Annotated in this window: 19 protein-coding genes; 10 read left to right on the top strand and 9 right to left on the bottom strand. The window is 70.5% G+C overall.

The genetic code is table 11. The annotated features are described in order from the left end of the window. Positions 1 to 100: 100 nt before the first annotated feature. The 7 genes from KY5_RS03375 to KY5_RS03345 form a co-directional block, all read right to left on the bottom strand. Positions 101 to 886 carry an SAM-dependent methyltransferase gene (locus KY5_RS03375; RefSeq protein ID WP_098240762.1) on the bottom strand — a complete coding sequence of 262 codons (786 nt, stop codon included), beginning with the start codon at positions 884 to 886 and terminating at the stop codon, positions 101 to 103. A 102-nt stretch (positions 887 to 988) separates the two neighbouring features. Then, positions 989 to 2,119 (bottom strand): alpha/beta hydrolase, encoded by a 1,131-nt coding sequence (locus KY5_RS03370; RefSeq protein ID WP_159072478.1) that lies wholly within the window; start codon positions 2,117 to 2,119, stop codon positions 989 to 991. Between the two features lie 182 nt (positions 2,120 to 2,301). Then, complete coding sequence (locus KY5_RS03365) at positions 2,302 to 3,336, bottom strand: sulfotransferase (protein ID WP_234362598.1); 1,035 nt, start codon at positions 3,334 to 3,336, stop codon at positions 2,302 to 2,304. 104 nt (positions 3,337 to 3,440) lie between these two features. After that, positions 3,441 to 4,127 carry a hypothetical protein gene (locus tag KY5_RS03360; protein WP_199842915.1) on the bottom strand — a complete coding sequence of 229 codons (687 nt, stop codon included), beginning with the start codon at positions 4,125 to 4,127 and terminating at the stop codon, positions 3,441 to 3,443. 6 nt (positions 4,128 to 4,133) lie between these two features. Next, the gene (locus tag KY5_RS03355) at positions 4,134 to 5,813 is read right to left on the bottom strand and encodes an ABC-F family ATP-binding cassette domain-containing protein (RefSeq protein ID WP_098240759.1); all 1,680 of its coding nucleotides are present in this window, start codon (positions 5,811 to 5,813) and stop codon (positions 4,134 to 4,136) included. Positions 5,814 to 5,893: 80 nt separating this feature from the next. Beyond that, positions 5,894 to 7,528 (bottom strand): ABC-F family ATP-binding cassette domain-containing protein, encoded by a 1,635-nt coding sequence (locus tag KY5_RS03350; RefSeq protein WP_098240758.1) that lies wholly within the window; start codon positions 7,526 to 7,528, stop codon positions 5,894 to 5,896. 310 nt (positions 7,529 to 7,838) lie between these two features. Then, positions 7,839 to 8,585, bottom strand: a complete 747-nt coding sequence (locus KY5_RS03345; protein ID WP_098240757.1) for an SDR family oxidoreductase — start codon at positions 8,583 to 8,585, stop codon at positions 7,839 to 7,841. Positions 8,586 to 8,700: 115 nt separating this feature from the next. Here KY5_RS03345 and KY5_RS03340 point away from each other — a divergent pair, with 115 nt between their 5' ends. Further along, positions 8,701 to 9,210, top strand: a complete 510-nt coding sequence (locus KY5_RS03340; protein ID WP_098240756.1) for an RrF2 family transcriptional regulator — start codon at positions 8,701 to 8,703, stop codon at positions 9,208 to 9,210. 174 nt (positions 9,211 to 9,384) lie between these two features. Beyond that, positions 9,385 to 10,158, top strand: coding sequence for a polysaccharide deacetylase family protein (locus KY5_RS03335; RefSeq protein ID WP_098240755.1), 774 nt, complete (start codon positions 9,385 to 9,387; stop codon positions 10,156 to 10,158). Between the two features lie 66 nt (positions 10,159 to 10,224). On the opposite strand, the gene KY5_RS03330 is transcribed toward KY5_RS03335, so the two are convergent. Then, positions 10,225 to 11,604 carry a class II 3-deoxy-7-phosphoheptulonate synthase gene (locus KY5_RS03330; RefSeq protein ID WP_234362597.1) on the bottom strand — a complete coding sequence of 460 codons (1,380 nt, stop codon included), beginning with the start codon at positions 11,602 to 11,604 and terminating at the stop codon, positions 10,225 to 10,227. Between the two features lie 246 nt (positions 11,605 to 11,850). Here KY5_RS03330 and KY5_RS03325 point away from each other — a divergent pair, with 246 nt between their 5' ends. Next, positions 11,851 to 13,356, top strand: coding sequence for an anthranilate synthase component I family protein (locus KY5_RS03325; protein WP_324959763.1), 1,506 nt, complete (start codon positions 11,851 to 11,853; stop codon positions 13,354 to 13,356). Continuing rightward, positions 13,353 to 13,973: an anthranilate synthase component II gene (locus KY5_RS03320; protein ID WP_098240752.1), complete on the top strand. Its 621-nt coding sequence runs from the start codon at positions 13,353 to 13,355 to the stop codon at positions 13,971 to 13,973. Before KY5_RS03325 ends, KY5_RS03320 begins: the two co-directional genes overlap by 4 nt. Here KY5_RS03320 and KY5_RS03315 read toward each other — a convergent pair. Next, a complete protein-coding gene (locus KY5_RS03315) occupies positions 13,925 to 15,355 on the bottom strand; it encodes a PLP-dependent aminotransferase family protein (protein ID WP_098240751.1) in 1,431 nt (476 codons plus the stop codon). The two genes, KY5_RS03320 and KY5_RS03315, sit on opposite strands and share 49 nt — an antisense overlap. Before the next feature lie 145 nt (positions 15,356 to 15,500). Here KY5_RS03315 and trpD point away from each other — a divergent pair, with 145 nt between their 5' ends. From trpD to KY5_RS03285, 6 genes are all read left to right on the top strand, one after another. Then, the gene (gene trpD, locus KY5_RS03310; RefSeq protein WP_098240750.1) at positions 15,501 to 16,574 is read left to right on the top strand and encodes an anthranilate phosphoribosyltransferase; all 1,074 of its coding nucleotides are present in this window, start codon (positions 15,501 to 15,503) and stop codon (positions 16,572 to 16,574) included. A 645-nt stretch (positions 16,575 to 17,219) separates the two neighbouring features. After that, positions 17,220 to 19,124 (top strand): AfsR/SARP family transcriptional regulator, encoded by a 1,905-nt coding sequence (locus tag KY5_RS03305; protein ID WP_159072477.1) that lies wholly within the window; start codon positions 17,220 to 17,222, stop codon positions 19,122 to 19,124. 121 nt (positions 19,125 to 19,245) lie between these two features. Next, entirely contained in the window at positions 19,246 to 19,728 is a 483-nt protein-coding gene (locus KY5_RS03300) for a phospholipase (RefSeq protein WP_098240748.1), read from the top strand. A gap of 56 nt (positions 19,729 to 19,784) precedes the next feature. Next, positions 19,785 to 20,738 carry an ArsR/SmtB family transcription factor gene (locus KY5_RS03295; protein WP_098247035.1) on the top strand — a complete coding sequence of 318 codons (954 nt, stop codon included), beginning with the start codon at positions 19,785 to 19,787 and terminating at the stop codon, positions 20,736 to 20,738. A gap of 188 nt (positions 20,739 to 20,926) precedes the next feature. Next, on the top strand, positions 20,927 to 22,675 hold the full coding sequence (locus tag KY5_RS03290; RefSeq protein WP_098240747.1) for a fatty acyl-AMP ligase: 1,749 nt from the start codon (positions 20,927 to 20,929) through the stop codon (positions 22,673 to 22,675). After that, positions 22,672 to 22,941 carry an acyl carrier protein gene (locus tag KY5_RS03285; RefSeq protein WP_098240746.1) on the top strand — a complete coding sequence of 90 codons (270 nt, stop codon included), beginning with the start codon at positions 22,672 to 22,674 and terminating at the stop codon, positions 22,939 to 22,941. Before KY5_RS03290 ends, KY5_RS03285 begins: the two co-directional genes overlap by 4 nt. The last annotated feature ends 29 nt before the right edge of the window (positions 22,942 to 22,970 follow it).

Raw genomic sequence — 22,970 nt, 5'->3', positions numbered from 1 at the left:
CGACGCTCAGCGTAGGGATGCCCCCGGAGCGCGTCCATACTTTGTCCTCAGAAAGGAAGAACTGAGGTGTGTCGGCCAGGTCTTGGGTTGCGTACGGCGCCTACGGCACCCGGGCGACGCCCACGTAGAAGCCGCTCAGCTCCTCGGTGGGCGCCGGGGAGTCCTTGTACCACTTGGTCGCGGTGACGAGCCCCGGGTCCAGCAGGTCGAGCCCCTCGAAGAACGGCTCGACCTCGGCACGCGTCCGCATCCGCAACGGAATCTCGCCCTTGCGGTAGGTGGTCGTCACCGACTTCACGAGGTGCGGGTGCTCATCGGTGGTGCCGTGCGAGAACATCAGGTAACTCCCGGAGGGCAGCGCGTCGACCAGCGTCCGCGTGAGCCCGTAGGGGTCCTCCTCGTCGGTGATGAAGTGCATCAGCGCGATCATCGAGAGCGCGACGGGCCGCGAGAAGTCCAGGAACGTACGGGCGTGTTCGAGGATGGCGTCGGGCCGGCGCACATCCGCCTCGATGTAGTCGGTGGCGCCCTCGCGGCTGCTGACGAGCAGCGCCTCCGCGTGCCGCAGCACGATGGGGTCGTTGTCGGCGTAGGCGATCCGCGCCGACGGCACGATGCCCTGCACGATCTGGTGCAGGTTCGGCTCGGTCGGGATGCCCGTGCCGATGTCGAGGAACTGGTCGATCCCGTTGCCCGCGAGCCAGGCCGCCGCCCGGTGCATGAAGGCCCGGTTGCGCATGGCGTTGAGCCGGGCCTCCTTCGGCAGCTTCTCCGCCACCTCCTGGTCGACCGGATAGTTGTCCTTGCCGCCCAGCAGCCAGTCGTAGACGCGCGCCGGATGCGCCCTGCTCGTGTCGATACGGCTTCCGGAGGACGGTGACGTCATGGGTGACTCCAGCGTGTGCGCGGCAGGGACCTCGGCGATTATGGCATTGGCCTGATCATCGCGGTGAGTGGCCGACGACGATACCCGGTCCGTGCGCGTGCCTCACTGCTCCTGCCGCCAGCCGCCGCTGTCCGGGCACGCTGTGGACGCGGTCCCGTACGCGAACCGGAGGAAGTGCTTCAGCGCCGGGGTCCAGGTCGTGAAGTCGTGTCCGTCGGGGCCCGAGCAGTACAGGTGGGAGACGTTCTGCCGCTTCAGGGTCTTGTGGAGTTCGGTGTTCCAGACGTACGGGTCCTCGGCGCGACCGCTGTAGAGCGCCATCTTGCCGCCGTACGAGCGGTAGGCGGCGGGGCGCGTCTCGGCGACCTGGGCGGGGTTGAACGAGGGCCAGCCGGACTGCGGTCCGAAGACCAGCTCCGTGCGCCGCAGCGCGTCGGGGTTGCCGGGGAAGAGGTATTTCCAGAAGTTCCCGAGGTCGGCGCCCGCGCCGTGCCACCAGAAACGTGCCCCGTAGAGGGTGGTGCCGTTGTTGATGATCTCCTGGTGGTCGGGGCGACGGAGGTCCGTGCCGCCGGAGAAGGCACCCACGGCACTGAAGATGTCCGGGTGTTGGGCCGCGTACTTCAGGGCGCCGAAGCCGCCCATCGACATACCGGCGACGGCGCGCTCGCCGGACGTGGCGAAGTGCGCGTCGATCCAGGGCACCAACTGCTTGATGTGGAAGGTCTCCCACTGGGGTGTGAAGTTGCCGTACGTGTAGCCGGGCCAGTCGGAGTAGAAGCCGACCTTGCCGCCCTCGGGCATCACCACGATGCCCTTGAACCCGGCCTCTTTGACGCTCCGGGTGATGTCACCGCCGCCACTTGACCACTGCTCGTAGTCGGCGGCCCCGCCGTGCAGGAGATAGAGCACGGGGTAGCGGGCGGACGGGTCGTAGTCCGCGGGCAGGTGGACGCGCACGCGCACGGGTCTGCGCACGGGATCGATCTGGGGCGCCCCCGGCCCGCGCGCGGTGAAGAGGGCGTCCGAGGTGAACTCCGCCTCGCAGACGAGCCCGTCGGGCGACGGGCGCCAGTACCGCATGTCCAGGCCGTTGGAGTCGCCCGTGCCGAGGTCCGGGCAACTGACGGCGGCCGCGGACGCGGCGGGGGCGGGCAGTCCGACGAAGGCGAGGCCGACGCCCAACGCGGCTGCTGCCAGCCAGGATTTGACGGTGGAAACGGATCGACGCATGGGTTCCCCGATCGGTTCGACGCTCATGGGTGTGCCGCGCCGTCGTGTGGGGGCCGACAGGGCGCGCGCAAGTGGGGCCCCGACGCTATCCCCGTCGCCGCGCGGCCGCGTACAGCGACAGGTGGACATTGGCTACCGCCGTGGTTTACGCGGCCGCCACGTGTCCCGGCGCGACACGGTCCCTACCGCGCCGACAACGCACGTGTGCCCGGTGCGCAGCTCTCCTTGAGCCCGTCGAACTCGGCGGCCGTCAGCTCCTTCGCGGCGGAGCCCCTGCGGCTGCCGTCGAGCTGGGCGCAGGCGTCGTCCAGCCACCGGGGGAGGGGCTCGACCCCGATGAAGGCGGCGAGTCGGGTGAGTTCCTCGCGGGGTGCGTCGAGCAGTTCCTCGTAGGCGAGTGTGGCGCCCTGACCGACAGGCAGGGCGTCGATGAACCGGACGCCGTCGGCGACGAGTTCGGACCACAGGGCACCGAACCTGTGCAGCGGGAACTCCCGGTCCCGTACGAGCGCGGGGTCGAAGCTCCCGGCGAGCAGCGGAGCCAGCTCCGGCGGCAGGGCGCGCACGTGTTCGGCCGTCAGCTCGGCGAAGTCCGCGACACCCGTCCGCTCCCTGATCTCCCGGATCAGTGTGATCGTGCGGTACCCGACGTGGCGGCTCATGGAGAGCGCGCAGTCGGGGCCGTCCCGGTGCAGATGCACGAACTTCGCGTACGGGAAGGTCTCCCGCAGCCCCGGAGCCCAGCCCGTCGAGTACCCGGAGCGCTCCACGACGGCGGTGCGGCCGAACCGCGCGCCGAGCCAGGCGAAGAGCGCTTCGTGATGCTCGGCGGCGGAGCGGTCGGGCCAGTCGGTGACCGAGGCGCGGAGTTCGTCGAGCAGCCCGTCGGGGTCGTCGGTGAGGTGGGGGAGCACCATGAGGGAGAGCGCGGGAATGCCCGTGGTCCGCGCCGTGTACCGTCCCGGGCGCCGGGTGTAGAGGAACTCCGGCATCAGCAGCCCGCTGCGGATCATGTTCGCGAAGTACGGGGTCGGCCGGAAGAGGGTCCACCAGAACTCCGCGCCCGACAACCGGCCTTCGGGGAAGGCCGCGTCGCCGACCGAGGCCATGTACTCGTTGAGGCTCAGCACGTCGGGGTGGGTGCTGAGGATGCGGGACAGCGCGGTGGAGCCGCTGCGGCCCGTGCCGATGACGAAGGTCAGGCTGCGCAAGGTCACTCTCCGAGGGCGCGGGGCGGGTGTTCCGGGCTTGCTGCACCTCAGCACACTCCCGCCGAGTGCACCAGGTGGCAGCGGCCCGGACACGCTCCCTCGGGCGGACCTCAGCCCGCGTCGGCCGGTTTCACGACGGTGTACATCACCGAGCGCTGCTGCTTGTGACGCTGGACGCGGCCCTTGGCGACCAGGGATTCGAGCGTGTTGCGCACCACCTGCGGGGTGGGGTTGCGGCTCGGGTGCTTCTCCAGGAGCTCGTTGCGGAGTTCCTGGGCGAGCCGGGGTTCGGTGTAGCCGGAGAGCAGCTCCAACAGCACGTCTCCGAGGAGGGGTTGACGCGGCGCCGCCTTCGCGCGGGACTTCGGGGCGGGCTTCGGGCTGGACTTCGCGCCGGGCGCCGCCTCGCTCTTCGTGTCGCTCTTCGTGTCGGGCTTCCCCTTGCCCTTCGCTGCGCTCGCTCCGGCCTTCGTCTTGGGACTCTTGTTCGCCTTGGCACCCGTGGGCGGCGCTGCCCCGTTCGACGCCGAGGACCGCGCGTCGCCTCCCGTGTCGTTGCGCCGCTTCGCCTTCGCGACCGAAGGCTCTTCCTGCGCCTGCTTCGGCAGAAGCGCGGCATCCGTCAAACCCTCGTACCGCTCGGTGAGGTTGAGGATGTCCGCCAGCAGTGTTTCCTCCTGCTTGAGGAGTTCGATCCGCTGCGCCAGCTCCTCCTGACGCCTGCGGTTCTCTTCCAGATCCGACGCGACCTGTTCCACGTATCGCGACCTGAGGTTGGCGACTGACTGGCTGTCCACCATCGTTCACTCCCTCTCTACGAATGTGTTGCGCATGGTACTCATGCGGGAGGCCCGGAGCCGGACTTCGCGCCCCTGCCACCGTTGCCGGAGCCAACGGTCGTGGCTCGCGAGGACGATGGCGCCGGGTCCTGTCCCCAGGGCGTCCTCCAGTTCGTCACACAGGCGTGGAGAGAGATGGTTCGTGGGCTCGTCGAGCAGCAGCAACTGCGGCGGACGGGCCATGAGCAGGGCCAGCGCGAGCCGTCGGCGCTGCCCGACGGAGAGTTGACCGACGGGTTTGTCCAGGTCCGCCGCGTGCAGCAGACCGAGCGAGGCGAGCGGCACCTCATCGGCCGGTCCCGCTCCCAGGGACAGCTCATAGGTGTCTCGGGCCGTGCGCTCGGCCCTCTCGAACACGGTGTCCTGGGTGAGCAACCCCACCGTGAGGTGGCGCCGCCGACGCACCTCGCCCTCGGCCGCGAGGTGTCCGGCGAGCACGGCGAGCAGCGTCGACTTGCCCGCGCCGTTGCCGCCGGTGACCAGCAGCCGGTCGGTCGCCGACACCTCCAGGGCGGCCATCGAGAGCCGACCCGGCACGCGCACGTTCCGCAGCGATGCCAGGGGCCGCGTACCTTCCGCCTTCTCCTGGTCCACCTCCGCCGCCGCGGTGAGCGCCGCGGCCGCGAACCGCAACGGGCGCGGGGGCTCGGCGACTTGGGCGCGCTCCAGCTCGTCGAGGCGGCGCGTGGCGTTGCGGACCCGGCGGGAGATCTGGCTCTGCACCCGGCCCGCCCGATGGCCGTACCCCATCTTCTCGCTGTCGCGCGGCCCCCGGTCAGGCGCGACCCGGCGCGCGGTCACACCTGCCGAGCGGCGCAGCTCGTCGAGCTCCTGCTGCTCATCGGCGTACCGCCGCTCCCAGCGCTCCCGCTCGGCATGTTTCTCGGCGAGGTAGGAGCTGTAGTCGCCGCCGTGGCGGACCGGTCCTGCCACGGCCGGGTCGAGGTCGATGAGGTCGGTGCAGACGGCGTCGAGGAACGCCCGGTCGTGGCTGGCGGCCACCACGGTGCCCGGCAGGCCGCGGAGCTGCTCCTCCAGGAAGGCGGCGGCGCTGTCGTCGAGGTGGTTGGTCGGCTCGTCGAGGACCAGCGCCGAGGGGCGTCGGACAAGCAGCGCGGCCAGGGCGAGCCTGCCGCGCTGCCCGCCGGAGAGCGAGCCGAGCGTGCGGTCGTGCCCGAGCGAGCCGATACCGAGGCCGTCGAGGACGAGGGCCGCGCGCCGGTCGGCGTCCCAGGACTCGCGGTCCTGTGCCTGCTCCAGGCGCTTGCCGTAGGCGTCGAGGAGCGCCCGGTGGCCGGGGTCGTCCTCGGGGACCCGCGCGAGCTCCGTGCCGAGCCGCTCCAACTCGGCGAGGTCCTCACGGGCCTCGCGCAGCGCCTCGTCCAGTACGACGGAGATGGTCGACGCGGCGTCGAACGGCATCTCCTGATGGAGGAAGCCGAGGTCGCCCGGGCGGGTGACGCTGCCCGCGTCGGGTTCGTCGGCGCCCGCGATCACCCTGAGGAGGGTGGACTTGCCGACGCCGTTCTCGCCGATCAGGCCGATGCGGTGGCCGGGGGACGCGGTCAGGGAAACACCGTCGAGTACGCGTCGGCCGCCGAAGCCGTGGACGATGTCGTGGGCGAGCAGGGCGGGTCGGGGCATGGGAAAGTCGCTCCTACGTGATCGGTGGTCGGCCCGCCGGGCGCACGGCCTCGGACGCGGGCCACGTCACACGTCGGGGCTCACACCTCCGGGGCCCCGGTCTCCTCGAGTGCTCCGTCGGTGAGGCGCAGCCACCGGTTCACGCCGATCTCGGCGAGGAACTTCTCGTCGTGGCTGATCACCATGAAGGCGCCCCGGTAGGAGTCGAGGGCACTCTCCAACTGGCCCGCGCTGACCAGATCGAGGTTGTTGGTCGGCTCGTCGAGCAGGAGCAGCTGCGGGGCGGGTTCGGCACACAGGACGCAGGCCAGGGTGGCGCGCAGCCGCTCGCCGCCGGAGAGCACACGTACGGGAAGGTGTGCTCGCGCGCCCCGGAAGAGGAAGCGCGCCAGCAGGTTCATCCGCTCCGCCTCGGGCCGCTCGGGGGCGAACGCGGCGAAGTTCTCCGCCACGGTGCGCTCCAGGTCGAGCAGGTCGAGGCGCTGCGAGAGATATGCGATCCGGCCCTCGCTCCGCTTGATCTCCCCGCCGTCCGGGGTGAGTTCGCCGGTGACCAGGCGCAACAGGGTCGTCTTTCCTGCGCCGTTGGGTCCGGTCAGTGCGATGCGCTCGGGGCCGCGTACGCTGAGGTCCACGCCGCCGTCGGCGAACACGGCACGTCCCGCGTGGTGGACCTGCAACCCCGAGCCGATGAACAGATTGCGTCCCGCGGGCACGAGCGTGTCGGGCAGGTCGAGGGTGATGCGCTGCTCCTCGCGCAGCGCGCGTCCTGCCTCGTCGAGCCGGGCCTTGGCCTCGCTCACCCGGCTCGCGTGCAACTGCCCCGACCGGCCCGCCGACTCCTGCGCGCCGCGCTTCATGTTGCCCGCGAAGATGCGGGGCAGACCGGCGCTCTTGAGGTTGCGGGCGGCGTTGCTCTGCCGACGCTCGGCGCGTTCGCGGGCCTGCTGCATCTCGCGCTTCTCGCGCTTCAGCTCCTGCTCGGCGTTGCGGATATTCTTCTCGGCGACCTCCTGCTCGGCCCGCACGGCTTCCTCGTACGCGGTGAAGTCGCCCCCGTACAGGCGCAGTTCGTCGCTGCCGAGTTCGGCGATGCGTTCCATGCGGTCGAGCAGCGCGCGGTCGTGGCTGACCAGGAGCAGACAGCCGGTGAAGTCCGCGAGGACGTCGTAGAGCTGGTGCCTGGCCGCCAGGTCGAGGTTGTTGGTCGGCTCGTCGAGCAGCAGTACGTCGGGGCGCTTGAGCAACTGGGCGGCGAGGCCGAGGGAGACGACCTGACCGCCGCTGAGCGTGCTCAGGCCCCGGTCGAGGGCGAGTCCGGCCAGGCCGAGCCGGTCGAGCTGGGCGCGGGTGCGCTCCTCGATGTCCCAGTCGTCGCCGATGGTGGCGAAGTGCTCCTCGCCCACGTCACCGGACTCGACGGCGTCGAGCGCGCGGATCACCTCGGCGATGCCGAGCACCTCGGCGACCGTGAGGCCGCCGGTCAGGGGGAGGCTCTGCGGGAGATGGGCGAGCGTGCCGCCGACCGACAACGAGCCGGTGGCGGGCGTCAGTTCACCGGCGATCAGCTTGAGCAGGGTGCTCTTGCCGGAGCCGTTGGGAGCGACGAGGCCGGTACGGCCGGTGGGCACGGTGAACGACAGGTCGTGGAAGACCGGCGTGTCGTCGGGCCAGGCGAAGGAGAGGTTCGAGCACACGATGGCGGCGTCGGACATGGAGGTGACCTCGAGGGAGTACGGGCAGGCAGAGCACTGCCCTGGGCGACGTGTGAGAGGGGGGTACGACAAAGGCGGCCACGGCAGCGGCGCCCTTGCGGCACCGGCCGACGGCCGTCAGATCCGGATCTCATCCGGAGATGTCGTCGTCACCCACCACGTCTGTGACTCCTCGATCAAATGGGTCAGGTCACACCCACGGTAGCAGGTGTGCGCCTGGGGCCAGCGGGCCACGCCGCTCGCGGCGGCGTGACCGGGTTCGGTGGAGTCGGCGGGATCGGTCGATGGATCGTCATGTGCCCCTGAGGGCTCAGCTGTTGAGGGAGGTGGCGAGCCAGTCCTCGTAGTGGGTGGGGGCGATCCGGGCGTCGGGGCCCGCGGTCAGGACGGAGCCGGGGACGGCGGCGAACATCCCGGCCCCGGCGTCCGTGATGACGGGCCTTTCGTCCTTGCGGGCGGCCAGGGTCAGGCGGCCGAGCTCGTCGAGGGTGAAGGTGTCCGGGCCCGCGACGTCGAGGATCCCGTTCAGGGGAGGCGCGGCGGCGACGTCGGCGAGGGCGGCGACGACCTCGGCGCTCGCGATCGGCTGGACGGGCGTCGCGGGCAGGCGGACGGCCTCGTCGTCGGCGGTCATGGAGATGACGGAGTCCATGAACTCGAAGAACTGGGTGGCGCGCACGATCGAGTACGGCGTGGGGCCGCCGCGCAGCAGGTCTTCCTGGAGCACCTTCGCGCGGTAGTAGTCCAGGCCGGGCACCTGGTCGACGCCGACGATCGACAGGGCGACCTGGTGGCGTACCCCTGCCCGCTCGCCCGCGGCGAGCAGGTTGTCGACGGTGGTGCGGAAGAACGCGAGGGACCGCTCGTCGAAGGTGGGGGAGTTGCTCACGTTGACGACCGTGTGGGCGCCGTCGAGTGCCTCGTCGAGGCCGGTGCCGGTGAGCAGGTCGAGGCCCGACGACAGCGACGCGGCGACGACCTCGTGGCCCGCGTCCCTGAGCTTGGCGACGAGCTGGGAGCCGATGAGTCCGGTGCCGCCGATGACGGTGGTCTTCATGGTGTGCCTTCCTTCGTGAAGGAAACTCGGACATTCGATATCCGAGATAATACTCGGATACGCTGTGTCCGAGTCAAAGCGACTTTCGGACAGGGCGTCGCGGTGGGGAGGACGTATGAAGCTGTCGGGTGGCGTGGAATGGGCGCTGCACTGCTGCGTGGTCCTGACCGCGGCGAGCGAACCGGTGCCCGCCGCCCGGCTCGCGCAGCTGCACGAGGTGTCGCCGAGCTATCTGGCCAAGCAGATGCAGGCCCTGTCCCGGGCGGGCCTGGTGCGCTCCGTTCAGGGCAAGACGGGCGGGTATGTCCTGACGAAGAAGGCCGAGGACATCACGCTGCTCGACGTGGTGCAGGCCGTCGACGGAAAGAATCCAGCCTTTGTCTGCACGGAGATTCGTCAGCGCGGCCCGTTCGCGACGCCTCCGGAGCAGTGCGCGAAACAGTGCCCCATCGCCCGTGCGATGGGGGCCGCGGAGGCCGCGTGGCGGGCATCGCTCGCCGCGGTCACCATCGCCGACCTCGTCGCGTCCGTGGAGAGCGACAGCGGTCCCGACACGCTCCCGGGCATCGGATCCTGGCTCACCGAGGAGCCGCGCGCTCTCCGACCGGCGCCAGGCACCTCCTGACCCAGCGTCACCATCACGTCCCCCGGGACGCGCTCGCGGCGGAGTTGTCCGCGATCTTTCCCGGAATTGTCCGTGATCTGTAACGGAGGGATCCCCCGGCCCCGGTTCCTCGTCCTGCCAGTTGGTCGCAAGGCGACCGGGGATCGGCGAGGAACTGCGCGAAAAGGGGCGGGCATGGCACGGCACAGCGGTGGGCGGGGCTGGTACGGCAAAGTGATCGGGGCGGCGGTCGGAGTGACCATGCTCGCCACCGGTGCGTCGGTATGGACCGCGCAGGCCGGTGACGCTGACGACGCGTCACCCGAGGCCACCGCGCCCGCCGCGCCCGGCGGTGACGTCAAGCCCGTCTCGCCGACCATCGCGCACGCTTCGGAAGGGGGCAAGCGCGCCGTCAACATCACCATCGACGACGGCCCCGACCCCAAGTGGACCCCTCAGATACTCGACCTGCTGCGCGAGTACGACGTGAAGGCCACGTTCTGCATGGTGGGGACGCAGGCGCAGGCGCACCCGGACATGGTGAAGAAGGTCGTCGCGGCAGGGCACCGGCTCTGCGACCACACCGTGTCGCACAACACCGGCATGGACAAGGACTCCGATGCCTACCAGTCGCAGCAGATACTCGACGCCGAGCGCATGATCACGAAGGCGTCCGGAGGCGTGCGGCCGATGTACTACCGCGCGCCCGGTGGCGCCTTCACCCCTTACAGCCGCAAGCTCGCCGCCTCCCGGGGCATGCGCCCGCTGGGCTGGAACGTGGACACCAAGGACTTCGAGCGCCCGGGGGCGGACGCCATCGTCGCCACCGTCGAGCGGGAACTGCCCAACGGCCCGACGCTCCTCTTCCACGACGCGGGCGGCGACCGCACCCAGACCGTCGAGGCCCTGCGCCGCCTGCTGCCCCGGCTCAAGGAGCAGGGCCACACCTTCGGCTTCCCGGTGCGCTGAGCCTCCCCGGTGCGCCGAGCCCCGGTTCGGGCCTTCCGCGTCCAGGCGCCACTCCGCCCCGCGCGCCTACGGGCGTGTCCGGGTGAGCGCCGGGTCGTGGAGGGCCCTTCGGCCGTCCTGGAGCATCTCGGCGACCAGGAACGCCAGGTCCAGGGACTGGCTGTGGTTGAGGCGCGGGTCGCAGGCCGAGTCGTAGCTGCGTGCGAGGTCGCCGACGCCGATGTCGTGCCCGCCGCCCAGGCACTCGGTGACGTCCTCGCCCGTAAGTTCGACATGTATGCCACCAGGCTGGACACCCAGTGCCTTGTGCACCTCGAAGAAGCCCTTGACCTCGTCGATGACGTCGTCGAAGCGGCGGGTCTTGTAACCCCCGTCCGCGGTGAACGTGTTGCCGTGCATGGGGTCGGTGATCCAGCAGGCCCGGATGCCGTTGGCCGCGGCCTTCTCCATCAGCACGGGCAGCACGTCCCTGACGCGGTCACGCCCCATCCGCGTCACGAAGGACAGGCGTCCCGGCAGGCGTTGGGGATCGATCCGGTCGACGTAGGCGAGCAGGTCGTCCGCGGTGGTGGAGGGGCCCAGCTTGATCGCGACCGGGTTGGCGACGCGCGAGAAGTACTCCACGTGCGCGCCGTCCGGGTCACGGGTGCGCTCACCGATCCAGAGGAGGTGGGCACTGGTGGCGTACGACCTGCCGGTGGCCTCGTCCTCGCGCGTGAGCGCCGACTCGTAGTCCAGGAGCAGCCCTTCGTGGCTGGTGAAGAACTCGGTGATGTGCAGTTGGCGCGGATCCACCCCGCAGGCACGCATGAAGGCCATCGTCCGGTCGATCTCGGTGGCGAGGCGCTCGTAGCGGCCCGCGGCGGGCGAGTCCGTCAGGAAGCCCTGGTTCCAGGCGTGTACGCGGTGCAGGTCGGCGAAGCCCCCGCCCGCGAAGGCGCGGACCAGGTTGAGGGTCGCGGCCGAGGCGTCGTACACGGCGCGCAGCCGCGCGGGGTCGGGTCGGCGCGCGGCGGCGGTGAAGGCGCGGTCGTTGACGGCGTCACCGAAGTAGGAGGGCAGGGTCACGCCCTCCCGCGTCTCGGTGGGGCTGGAACGGGGCTTGGCGTACTGACCGGCCATCCGGCCGATCTTGACCACGGGAACCGAGGCCCCGTGGGTGAGGATCGCCGCCATCTGCAGCAGCGTCTTCAGCTTGCCCTGGATGGAATCGGCGGTGGCGCCGCCCAGGACCTCCGCGCAGTCACCGCCCTGCAGGACGAACGCCTCCCCGCGGGCGGCCTCGGACAGCCGCGAGCGCAGCCGGTCGCATTCGGCGGCCTGCACGAGCGGGGGAGCGGTGGCCAGGTCGTCGGTGACGCGGCGCAGCACGTCGCGGTCGGGCCAGTCCGGCTGCTGAGCGGCGGGCAGGCCGCGCCAGGTCTGCGCCGCGGTCGACTTCTCCATCGGATTCATTCTGATCCCATTCCGGTGAGTGGGGTGAGTACGCAATACAATCCGCGCGGTCACAAAAGGGTCAAGCAATGCGGCGAATGGTCCGTAGCCGTGCCCGTGAATTGGTCTGGTTCGCATCTCGCGGCGCCTGCTTGGCTGACCGGACCAATCCAGCGGATCAATTCAAATGAGGCCCGCATGCGCGTCAGCACAGGTACGCGGACAATCAGCCGGGGGGTATCGGCGGAACGCGTCGGCGTGCGCGTCACCACCACCGAACTGCCCCCGCACGCTCCCTTCGACCTTTACGCACTCCTGCGCCGTGAACGGGGCGAGCAGGACGTCTTCCTCACCGAGAGCCCCGTAGGACCCGAGCAGGATCGCAGGCCGGCCGTCGTCGGCTGCGGACGCCTGGCCGAGATCCGGGTGTACGCGACGCACGTCGAGATGGACGGGGTGCCGGAGCTGCGCTCCGCGCTCGTGGGCGTCGCGGAGCGCGTCGGAATGGCGGGCGACGCGGCGGGCGCCGCGCCCGGGGACGGACGGGCCGACGAGGGCCCGGCTCGCCGCACCTTCCGCTCCGCGGCACAGATGTGGGACCTGCTGCGCCGGGCGCAGACGCTCTTCGAGCTGGACACCCAGGTCCCCGAGGACCGCTACGCCTTCGGCTTCCTGAGCACCCTGTCGTACGAGGCCGCCTGGCACATGGAGCAGTTCCCGCCGCGCGCCGCGGCGTCCGCCGTCCCCGACATCACGCTCACCCTCTTCCGCGACACCGTCTGGTACGACCGGGACTCCGGCGCGGTGGAGCTGCGCAGGGCGGACGGTCCCGGCTTCGGGCGCGTGCCCGTTCCCGACCTGACGGAGCTGGCCGAGCGGGCGCTCGGCTCACCGTCCATCGGCCACCCCGACGCCCCCGCGCCGCGCTCCGTGCGCGACACCGTGGACCGGGAGACGTTCCTCGGCTGGGCCGAGCGGTGCCTCGAGCACATCAGGGTCGGGGACATCTACCAGATCCAGATCGGTCACCGGATCGACGTGGAGAGCGCGTTGACGCCGGTCGACGTGTACCGGCGGCTGCGCGGCCGCAACCCCTCTCCCTACATGTACCTGGTACCGCGCGCGGGCAGCACCTTGATCGGTGCCAGTCCCGAGCTGTTCGTCAGGACCGAGGGCGACCGGATCGTCATGCGGCCGATCGCGGGGACCACCCGTCGCGGCCCTGACGCGGCGGCCAACGAGCGGGGCGTGGCCGAGATGCTCGCCAGCCGCAAGGAGCGGGCCGAGCACATCATGCTCGTCGACCTCTGCCGCAACGACATCGGGCGGGTCAGCGAGCCGAGCACCCTGCCGGTGGACCCGCTGCTGTCGGTGGAGAGCTTCTCCCACGTCTTCCACCTGGTCTCCACGGTGACCGGGCGGCTCAGGTCCGACGCCGACACGTGGGCGGTGCTCCGCGCGACCTTCCCGGCGGGGACCATGAGCGGCGCCCCCAAGATCCGCGCCATGGAGATCATCGACTCGCTGGAGCACGAGCCCCGGGGCGCCTACGCGGGGGCGGTGGGCCTGATCGACGCGCGGGGCTGGAGCGAACTGGCGCTGTGCATCCGCTCCGTGGTGTACGACGGGCGGACCTACTCGACGCAGAGCTCGGCGGGCATCGTCGCCGAGTCCGCCCCGGAAGCGGAGTGGGCGGAGACGCTGGCGAAGATGGGCGCGACCTACTGGGCGCTCACCGGTACGGAGCTGGAGGTGTCGGCATGAGGGTGCTGCTCGTGGACGCGTACGACAGCTTCGTCCACATCATCGACCGCTATCTGCGGACGCTCGGTGCCACCACCCAGGTGGTGCGCTCCGGCACCCGTACCCAGGAGCAGCTGATCGGCCTCGCCCCGGACGCGGTGGTGCTCGGCCCGGGGCCGGGACACCCGGCGGACAGCGGCCACGTCGAACTCGTCAGGACCTTCGCCGACAAGGTGCCGCTGCTCGGGGTCTGCCTCGGGCACGAGGCGATCGCCCTGGCCTTCGGCGGACAGGTGCGGGTCGCGGAGCACATCATGCACGGCCGCACCAGCATGGTGAAGCACGACGGGGAAGGGCTCTTCACGGGCGCCGCGGCCGAGGCGGAAGTCACCCGCTACCACTCGCTGGTCGTGTCCGAGCCGCTGCCGGACGAACTGGTGGTCACGGCCAGGTCGACGGACGACGGATACGTCATGGGGATGCGGCACCGCACCCTCCCCGTCGAAGGGGTGCAGTTCCACCCGGAGTCCATCGCCACCGGTGACGGGCTCGCCATGCTGGACAACTTTCTCTCCCTGTACGCCGGAGGTCAGGCGATGCGCGCCGCCGTCGGCGCGCGTCCGGAGACGTCCGTGTAGGCGGCGCCCAACTGCCGCAGGGCCTCGGCCAGTCCGGACCGGGGCAGCGACGTGTAGCCGACGACCAGCGCGGGGCGCGCCCCCGTCGGCCTGCTGGAGAACTCCCGGCCGCTGCGCACGAGCACCGAACGGTCCAGCGCGGCGGCCACCAGTTCGGCCTCGTCGGTGCCGTGCGGCAGGCGCAGGTAGGCGTGCAGGCCGGCGGCCGCGCCGCTGATGCGCGCCTGCGGCAGGGAGTGCTGCACGGCATCGGCGAGGGTCTCCCTGCGTAACCGGTAGCGGGCCCGCAGCCTGCGCATGTGGCGGTCGTACGAGCCGGATCCGAGCAGTTCGGCGAAGGCGAGCTGGGTCAGGCTGTCCGAGCCGAGGTCACGCCGGGAGCGGGCCCGTTCGAGCGGTGAGAGGAGGTCCCCGGGCACGGCGAGCCAGCCCAGTCGCAGCCCGGGGACCAGGGACTTGGAGGTGGTGCCCGCGTACACCACCCGCTCGGGGGCGTGCCGTTGCAGCGCGAGCGGCCGGGCACGCCGGTCGAACCAGAAGTCGCCGTCGTAGTCGTCCTCGATGACGTAGCCGTCGACGTCTCTGGCCCATCGCGCCAGTGCCGCGCGCCGCTCGTCCGACATCGTGACGCCGGTGGGGAACTGGTGGAACGGCGTGACCAGGACGGCGCGTGCTCCGCTGCGCGCCAGGGCCTCCACGTCGATCCCCTCGTCGTCCACCGGGACGGCGCGGGTGCGCAGGCCGGCCTCCCTTACGAACTCCCGCTGCCGCAGCAGCCCCGGCTCTTCCATGGCGAGCACGTCGATCCGCAACTCGGGCAGCGCCGCGCAGAGCAGGCCCAGGCCGTGCGCGAACCCGGACACGACCATCACCTGTCCCGGCGTGGTGCGCACGCCCCGCACGCGCCCCAGGTGCCGGGCCAGTTCCTCCCGCAGCGCCGGAGTGCCGGACAGCGGTGGATAGTCGAGGTCGCTCTGCCGCGCCGTCTGGAGGACCCGTTGGTAGCCCGCGAGCCACTCCCGGTAGGGGAAGTGCGACAGGTTGGCCCTGCCGGTGCGCAGGTCCCAGCGCACGGACGGCACCCGGCCCTCGTTCAACAGCGTGGGTACGACCGTCTCGGGCGTGGTCGACAGGTGGCGGGCCACCCGCGTGCCGGAGCCCTGCACCGCCTCCAGGTAGCCCTCGGCGATCAGCTGGCCGTACGCCTCCACGACGACGCTCCGCGACACGTCGAGATCGTCGGCGAGGCGGCGGCTCGGCGGCAGGCTGGTCCCCGGGTGCAGCACCCCCTCAGTGATTTCGCGCTTGAGCACGCGCTGGATCTGCGTGGTGAGGGATTCCCCGGAATTGCGCGAGATGTCGAACGAAGTGCGCCAGCTCATTTACCGACTCCCTCCCGTGCCCAATTGGACCGCACTGATTTCCTCAAATGGTCTGGTGAAACGACAACCACGACTCGCAGAATGAACGCCGGTGAACCGAGCCGACCGCAGCGGGCGATGCCCGCGAACTCAGGGAGAATTCGACGTGACCGGAAGCACGTACGCGGGGGACTGGCCCGCCATTCTCAGCGCTCTGCTGGCCCACCGTGACGTGACGTCCGAGGACACCGAATGGGCGATGGACCAAGTGATGAGCGGGTCGGCGAGCCCCGCCCGGACGGCGGGGTTCCTGATCGCGCTGCGCGCCAAGGGCGAGACGGTGGAGGAGATCAACGGCCTGGTGCGCTCGCTGACGGCGCACGCCCGTCCCCTCCACGTGCCGGGCCCGGTCCTGGACATCGTCGGCACCGGCGGTGACGGCGCCAAGACGGTCAACGTGTCCACCATGGCGGCGATCGTCGCGGCGGGCGCGGGGGCGCGGGTGGTCAAGCACGGGAACCGTTCCGCTTCCTCGGCCTGCGGATCCGCCGACGTGCTGGAGGAACTCGGCGTTCCGCTCGACCTGTCGCCGGACCAGGTGGCGGAGACGGTGGCCCAGGCCGGGATCACCTTCTGCTTCGCACCCGGCTTCCACCCCTCGATGCGTCATGCCGCCGCCGTCAGGCGAGAGTTGGGCGTGCCCACCGTCTTCAACATCCTGGGCCCGCTGTCCAATCCCGCGGCACCCGCCGCGAACGCGGTCGGCGTCGCGGACCGGCGGATGGCTCCGCTGATCGCGGGGGTCCTCGCGCGCCGCGGCACCCGGGCCCTCGTCTTCCGGGGCGACGACGGGCTCGACGAGCTGAGCGTCAGCACCACGTCCACCATCTGGTCGGTGCAGGACGGCGAGGTTCACCGCGGCCGCCTCGATCCGCGCGACATCGGCATCGGACGCGCCCCGGTCGAGGCGCTGCGGGGCGGCGACCGGACCCACAACGCCCGGGTCGTCAGGGAGGTGTTGGCAGGTGAGCGCGGGCCCGTCAGGGACGCCGTGCTGCTGTCGGCGGCGGCCGGTCTCGCCGCGCTGGACCCCGACGAGCGGTCGGTGACCGAGCGGATCGGCGCGGGGGTGGAGCGTGCCGCACGGGCCGTCGACTCCGGTGCGGCGGCGCAGGTTCTGGACGACTGGATCACCGCGGCCACCAAACTGAGCTCTGTCACAACCGCCTCCACCGGGTGAGTTCAGGACCGCACGCGGCGGTCGGTCGGCGATCGAGCCGATGGGCATCGCTGGCACGCCGACTCCGGCGCGTCGCCGATGCCCATCGGCTCGCCCGTGTGTATGTTTCGAGCTGGCGTGGGCCAAGTGGCCGTGGGAACGGCCCCGTTGTGTGTGGAGTCGCTCGCTCCGTATTGGTCACAGCGTGTGCGGCCGCAGAGGGCCGAGAGGCGGACGGCGGACCCGCGTCAGCGCTCCGTGAGCGAGGCGGCGGCCTGGGTGGTGCCGGTCTCCGGGAAGGGCGAGCGGGGCATGAGCTCCTCCAGCTTCGATCGGACATCCTCTGCTGCTGAACGGATCATGCGGGCTCCGACTATGCCCGGCCCATCGCGCGGTTATTGAGTGGACAACCGACGCTGCTCGGCCCTGGGTTGGGGTCTTCCGAGGCGTCCGAGTGCTCTACGCAGGACGCCCTACCTGGCGGGATTCAATGGGTGTACGTTCCTCCAGCATGCAAAGATCTCGTCATCGTTGAGGTCCAGGGGAAGGCAGTGCTCCGGGGGATCGTCGCTCACACGACGGGGGGTTCGCGAGATGGCGCAGCAAGGCCAGGTTCGGCGTTCGGTACTGAGACATGGACTGACGGAGGGGGAGGAAACGGCGGAGATGTCACGATCCGGCCTGGAGTTCAAGATTCTGGGGCCGCTCGAGGCCACCGTTGATGGGAAACCGCTGCAGATCCGGGGTGTGCGGCAACGAGCCGTACTCGCCCACCTCCTCCTGGCCCAGGGGGGTGTGGTTTCGGTCGAATCCCTGATCTCGAACGTCTGGGACGGAAGACCGCCGAACACCGCACGTACTCAGGTGTCGATCTGCGTGGCCGCGCTGCGCAAGCTGTTCCGGAACGCCGGAGCCACGGACGAGGTGATCGCCACCGTCCAGCCCGGCTATCGCCTCTCCCTCGCCGGGCGCCGCCTGGACGCCATGGAGTTCTCCCTCGGCGCCGAGCGGGGCTACGGGCTGGGACGGGAGGGCAACCTGGCCGAAGCGGCCGAGTCCCTCAAACAGGCGCTCGCGCTGTGGCGCGGACCGGCCTTGAGCGACGTACCCGCACAGTTCGCCGAGATGGCGGCGACGCGCCTGTCGGAGCAGCGGCTCCTGGCGGCGGAACAGTTGATGACGCTCCGGTTGAAGCTGGGTGAACACCGCTCCATCATCAGTGAGTTGAGAGCCTTGCTGCACGCGCATCCCCTGCGCGAGCAGCTAAGAGCCACCCTGATGAGAGCCCAGTACCGCGCGGGTCAGCGGGCGGAAGCGTTGCACACGTTCCGCGAAGGGCGAACGTTGTCAATCGACGAACTGGGCCTGGAGCCGGGCGCCGAACTCCAGGTGCTCCACGACGCGATACTCAACGACACGTCCGGGGAGCCGTCGGTCGGCGAAGGGCCCGGCATGGTGGCCGAAACCGGCACCATCCCCCTGGAACTTCCCCTGGACGTGGGAGACTTCGTCGGCCGCAAGGCGGAACTCCAGGAACTCGACTACCTGTTGGCCGTGGATCCCGGACGTCGGCGCACCGCCGTCTGCTTCATCAGCGGCAGCCCCGGCAGCGGCAAGACCGCGCTGGCGGTCCACTGGGGCCGCTCCAAGGCCGGGCACTTCCCCGACGGCCAGCTCTACGTGGACATCAGGGACGCGGCGGCGGGATCCCCCGAGCGTACCGCCCTCGCCGTCCTTCAGCGGTTCCTGCGCTCCCTCGGCATGCACCCCGACCTGGTACCGAAGGGGCTCGGCGAGTGCTCGGCCGCCTACCGCAGCCTGCTCGCGGACCGGCGCGCGTTCGTCATCATCGACAACGCCACCACCTTCCGGGAGGTGGAGCCGCTGCTGCCGGGCGGTGGGCAGTGCTGCGTCCTGGTCACCGGCCTCGAGCAGTTCATGCACGGCCGCGGCACCAGGGGCGTGCGCCTGGGCCCGATCGAACACGATGACGCCGTCGCGCTCCTCGCCGCCATCACGGGGCGGGAGCTGGTCGAGACCGAGGCCGTGGACCGGCTCCTCGAACTGTGCGGGCGACTGCCGCTGGCGATACGGGCCGCCGGGCTCAGACTCGACAGCAAGCCGCACTGGAGCGTCGAGGACCTGGTGGCGCGGCTCTCCGACCCGCAGCGTCTGCTGGACACGCTCAGCCATGGCGAGAGCTCCCCGCGCGCGTGCTTCGACCGCGCGCTGCGCCACGTACCGCTGGACACGGCCGCCGCGTACCGCGCCCTGAGCGCCACGCCCGCCGCCGACTTCGACGTGCGCACCGCGGCCGAGGTCCTGTGCACGAGCGCCGCGGACGCCGAGGACACCCTGGAACGGCTCGTCGACCTCAACCTGCTCGAACTGAACCCCTTGGAGGGCAGGCGGCGGATGCGCCGCGGCGGAGGACTCTGTTATCGCTATCCGCACCTCCTTCGGCTCCACGCCGAGCAATTGCTCCACGAAGAATCCCTGGAACACACGACGCTGCGTCTGACGCGACGGGCCGGGCCGACCCGTCTGACCTCCGGCGCATGCTCGACATAGCCCCGCGATAAAGCCGCCATAGCCGGGTTACGCAGACTGTGTAGCACGCACAATCGAATCCGCGTGTTTCCACGTGCTTGCGTGGCTCGGCTGAGTTGCGCCCGATTTCGGAGGTTCCAGGATGCGTTCTCGCATACTTATGTCGGCGGTTGCCGCAGGTGCCGCGCTCGCGGCGTCCCTCGGCTCCGCCATTCCGGCCCAGGCGGCTCCGGCCGACAAGCCCCAGGTACTGTCGAGCTGGACACAGACAAGCGCCTCCAGCTATGCGGCGTGGAACAGTGCGCGGCAGAACCAGGGCAATTGGGCCGCCTATGGTTTCGACTGGTCCACCGACTACTGCACCACGTCACCGGACAATCCGTACGGCTACCCCTTCAAGATGTCCTGTGCGCGGCATGACTTCGGCTACCGCAACTACAAGGCGGCCGGTCAGTTCGCCGCGAACAAGGACCGCATCGACAGCGCCTTCTACGCCGATCTGAAGCGTGTCTGCGCGGGCTACAGCGGCGACAGTCGCACCGAGTGCGAAAGCCTGGCGAAGGTCTATTACGAAGCGGTGCGCATCCTCGGGGTGAAGCAGCAGGAGCACGCACAGGCGGCGTGACGCCCCTCCCCGTCCAGACAGTGTCCGTCGTCGGCGTCCCGGTGGAGGGATGGAAAGTGCAGAGGATTCACTTCACGGTCGAGGATCTGGCGCGCACCAGGCTGAGCCCCACGCTCGGCCCGGTCGCCGAGACCGTGTTCGCCCTGGGCATGCTGGGCAGGGCGGGCACCGCCCCGCATCTGCGGTGGCGCAGCCGTCTCGCCAAGCACCTGCGGCAGCACACCGCACTCTCCGGGCTCCTCACCTCACCGCAGAGCAGGGTGCGCGCCCCCGGCGACCTGCTCTGCCTGGTGGACCGGGCGCCGGAGGCGGACGACAAGGCCCTGCGCGCCCTGGGGCTTTCACGCAAGGAGGCGCTGGCGGCTGTCTGGGACGTCTGGCACCGGGCCGTGGCGCCGTACTGGAACCGGGTGCTCAACCAGCTCGAGTGCGAGTGCAACGCCCGCGGCAGGATCACCATGTCGGGCGGGGTCGACCGGCTGCTCGAAACCCTGCACTCCAAGATCCTGTGGCGCAGTCCCGTGCTCGAGGTCCCGGGCCCCGACCGGGACGTGCACCTGAACGGCCAGGGCCTGGTCCTGGTGCCCTCCCTCTTCTTGACGCACCAGCCGGGCATCCTGATCCGCTCCGAGCCCGAGTCGGGCAACGCGGCCCTGGTCTTCGCCGTCTCGCCCGACTTCCCCCAGGCCGCCGGCCTGTGGGACGAACCCGACCACACCCTCCAGGCGCTGCGCGCACTGGTCGGCCGGACCCGCGCCGCCGCGCTGCAGGCGCTCACCGTCGCGTGCACCACCTCCGAACTGGCCGAAAGGCTGGGCATTTCCTCGGCGGGGGCAAGCCAGCACACGTCAATTCTGCGGGAATCCGGACTCATTACGACGCACCGGAACCGAAACACCGTGCTGCACACGGTCACTCCCCTGGGAATGGCATTGCTCGGCGTGCAGATCAAGGAAGCCGTTGCCCCCGGGCCCTGGGGCAGTGTCGAATCCCAGCTGCCCGCCGCGTGAGACAAGTCCCACACCCGGGTCCTGCCGTTATTTAGGCGACAGTAAAAGATGCAGCTGGCGCCCGATTCACCTCATTGAACCCTCGGAATCACGTCCTTGACGACGCGTTCTGACGGCGGATAGCGTCGCAATGCGCTGGCGACTGAGCACAGGAAATTCCCACCTGAGAATTGAGGAATCGACGGGCCATGTCCGATGTCTTGAACAATCCCAGCGCGACGCAGCTCCTCCGGAATTGGGCGGCAGACCGTCCGGAACAGGATTCCCTGATCTGGGTGCGCGACCCCGAGCAGGGCGTCGCGACGCATCTTTCGTACGCCGAACTCGACGCGCGGGCCCGACAACTGGCCGTTCTGCTCGCCGATCGCCACCCGGCCGGCTCCCGCATGCTGCTTCTCTACCCGCCGGCCGAGTTCATCGTGCCTTTCATCGCGTGCCTTTATGCCGGAATGGTCGCGGTGCCCGCCCCGCTGCCCGGACGCTTCGCCCATGAGCGCAGGCGGGTCCGGGCCATCGCCGCCGACTCGCAGGCCGGCGCCGTACTCACCGACACCGCGAACCTGGGTACGGTCGAGCACTGGGCGGCGGAGGAAGGGCTCGACCAGCTCCCCGTCCTCGTCACCGACGGCGGCGAACTCCCCGACGGCTCGGGGTGGTCGGCCCCCTCGGCCGACCACGGGACGCTGGCCCTGCTCCAGTACACCTCCGGCTCGACCGGCACGCCCAAGGGCGTGATGATCAGCCACGGGAACCTGCTCACCAACGCGGCCACCCTCTGCTCCACCCTCGAGGTGCCACGGGACGCGCGGTTCGGCGGATGGGCCCCGCAGTACCACGACATGGGCCTGATGGCGCAGACGCTGCCCGCGCTCTTCCGGGGCAGCACCTGCGTGCTCATGGACCCGACCACCTTCCTCAAGCGGCCGCACTACTGGCTGCGGATGATCGACACCTACGACATCAGCTGGTCCGCCGCCCCCAACTTCGGCTACGACTACTGCTCCCGCAAGGTGACGGACGAACAGATCACCGGGCTCGACCTCTCACGCTGGCGCTACGCGGTCAACGGCTCCGAGCCGGTGCAGGCCGGATCCATGACCGAGTTCGCCAAGCGGTTCGCGTCCGCCGGGTTCCGTGCCGAGGCCGCTTCCCCCTGCTACGGCCTCGCGGAATCCACGGTGTTCGTCTCCGGCGCGCCCCCGCGCGTCCCGGTCGTCACCAAGGTGGACAGCGATTCCCTCGCCCGCCGCGAGTTCCGCGCGACCACGTTCGCCGACCGGGGGCGGGACCTGCCGAGCAACGGCACCGCGCACGACTACGAGGTGGCCATCGTCGACCCCGAGTCCCAAGAGCGCCTGGCCGCCGGGAACATCGGGGAGATCTGGCTGCGCGGCCCCAGCGTCGCCCAGGGGTACTGGCGCGACGAGCAGGCCACCGAAGCGACGTTCCGCGCGGTGACCGCCGACGGCGAAGCGGGCTTCCTGCGCACCGGTGACCTGGGTGCCGTGCACGACGGCGAGCTCTACGTGACCGGCCGCATCAAGGACATGATGATCTTCCGCGGCCGCAACCTGTACCCCCAGGACATCGAGTACGAGCTCAGGGTCCACCACCCCGAACTGGGCAACGTGGGGGCCGTGTTCGCCACCACGGCGAGCCCGCACGCCGACGGTGACACCGAGGAGTCCCTCGTCGTCACCCACGAGGTCCAGACCGGTCTGGACGAGCAGCAGCTCGCCGGGCTCGCCGCCCGCATGAAGCTGTCCGTCTCACGGGACTTCGGGGTCGTACCGGCCGCGGTGGTCCTGGTGCGCCGGGGCGGCATCCGCCGCACCACCAGCGGAAAGATCGAGCGCTCCGCCATGCGCGAGCTCTACGTCGAAGGACGTCTGGACAGCATGCACACCAGTGTCACGACGCAGGGGGCGGCGGGATGAGCACACACGGCGCTTCCGAGACCGAGATACGTCAGTGGCTGACCGAGCGGATCGGTGACCTCATCGGCGACAACGCCCAGGAGGTCCTCCCGGACGTGCTGCTCGCCGAGTACGGCGTGGACTCCCTCCAGGCGTTCTCCCTGATCGGCGAGATCGAGGACCGCTGGGGACTGAGCCTGGACGCGGCACTGACCTGGGAGTACCCCACCATCGCGCTCCTCGCCGCGTTCCTGGCGACCGAGATCGCCGTCGACGCGGTCGGCTGACCCGCACCGCACCTCCGTACGGCCACCGG

Origin of the sequence: Streptomyces formicae (genome assembly GCF_002556545.1) — a bacterium.
Lineage (GTDB): Bacteria > Actinomycetota > Actinomycetes > Streptomycetales > Streptomycetaceae > Streptomyces > Streptomyces formicae_A.
This window is presented reverse-complemented; position numbering and strand designations above follow the sequence as displayed.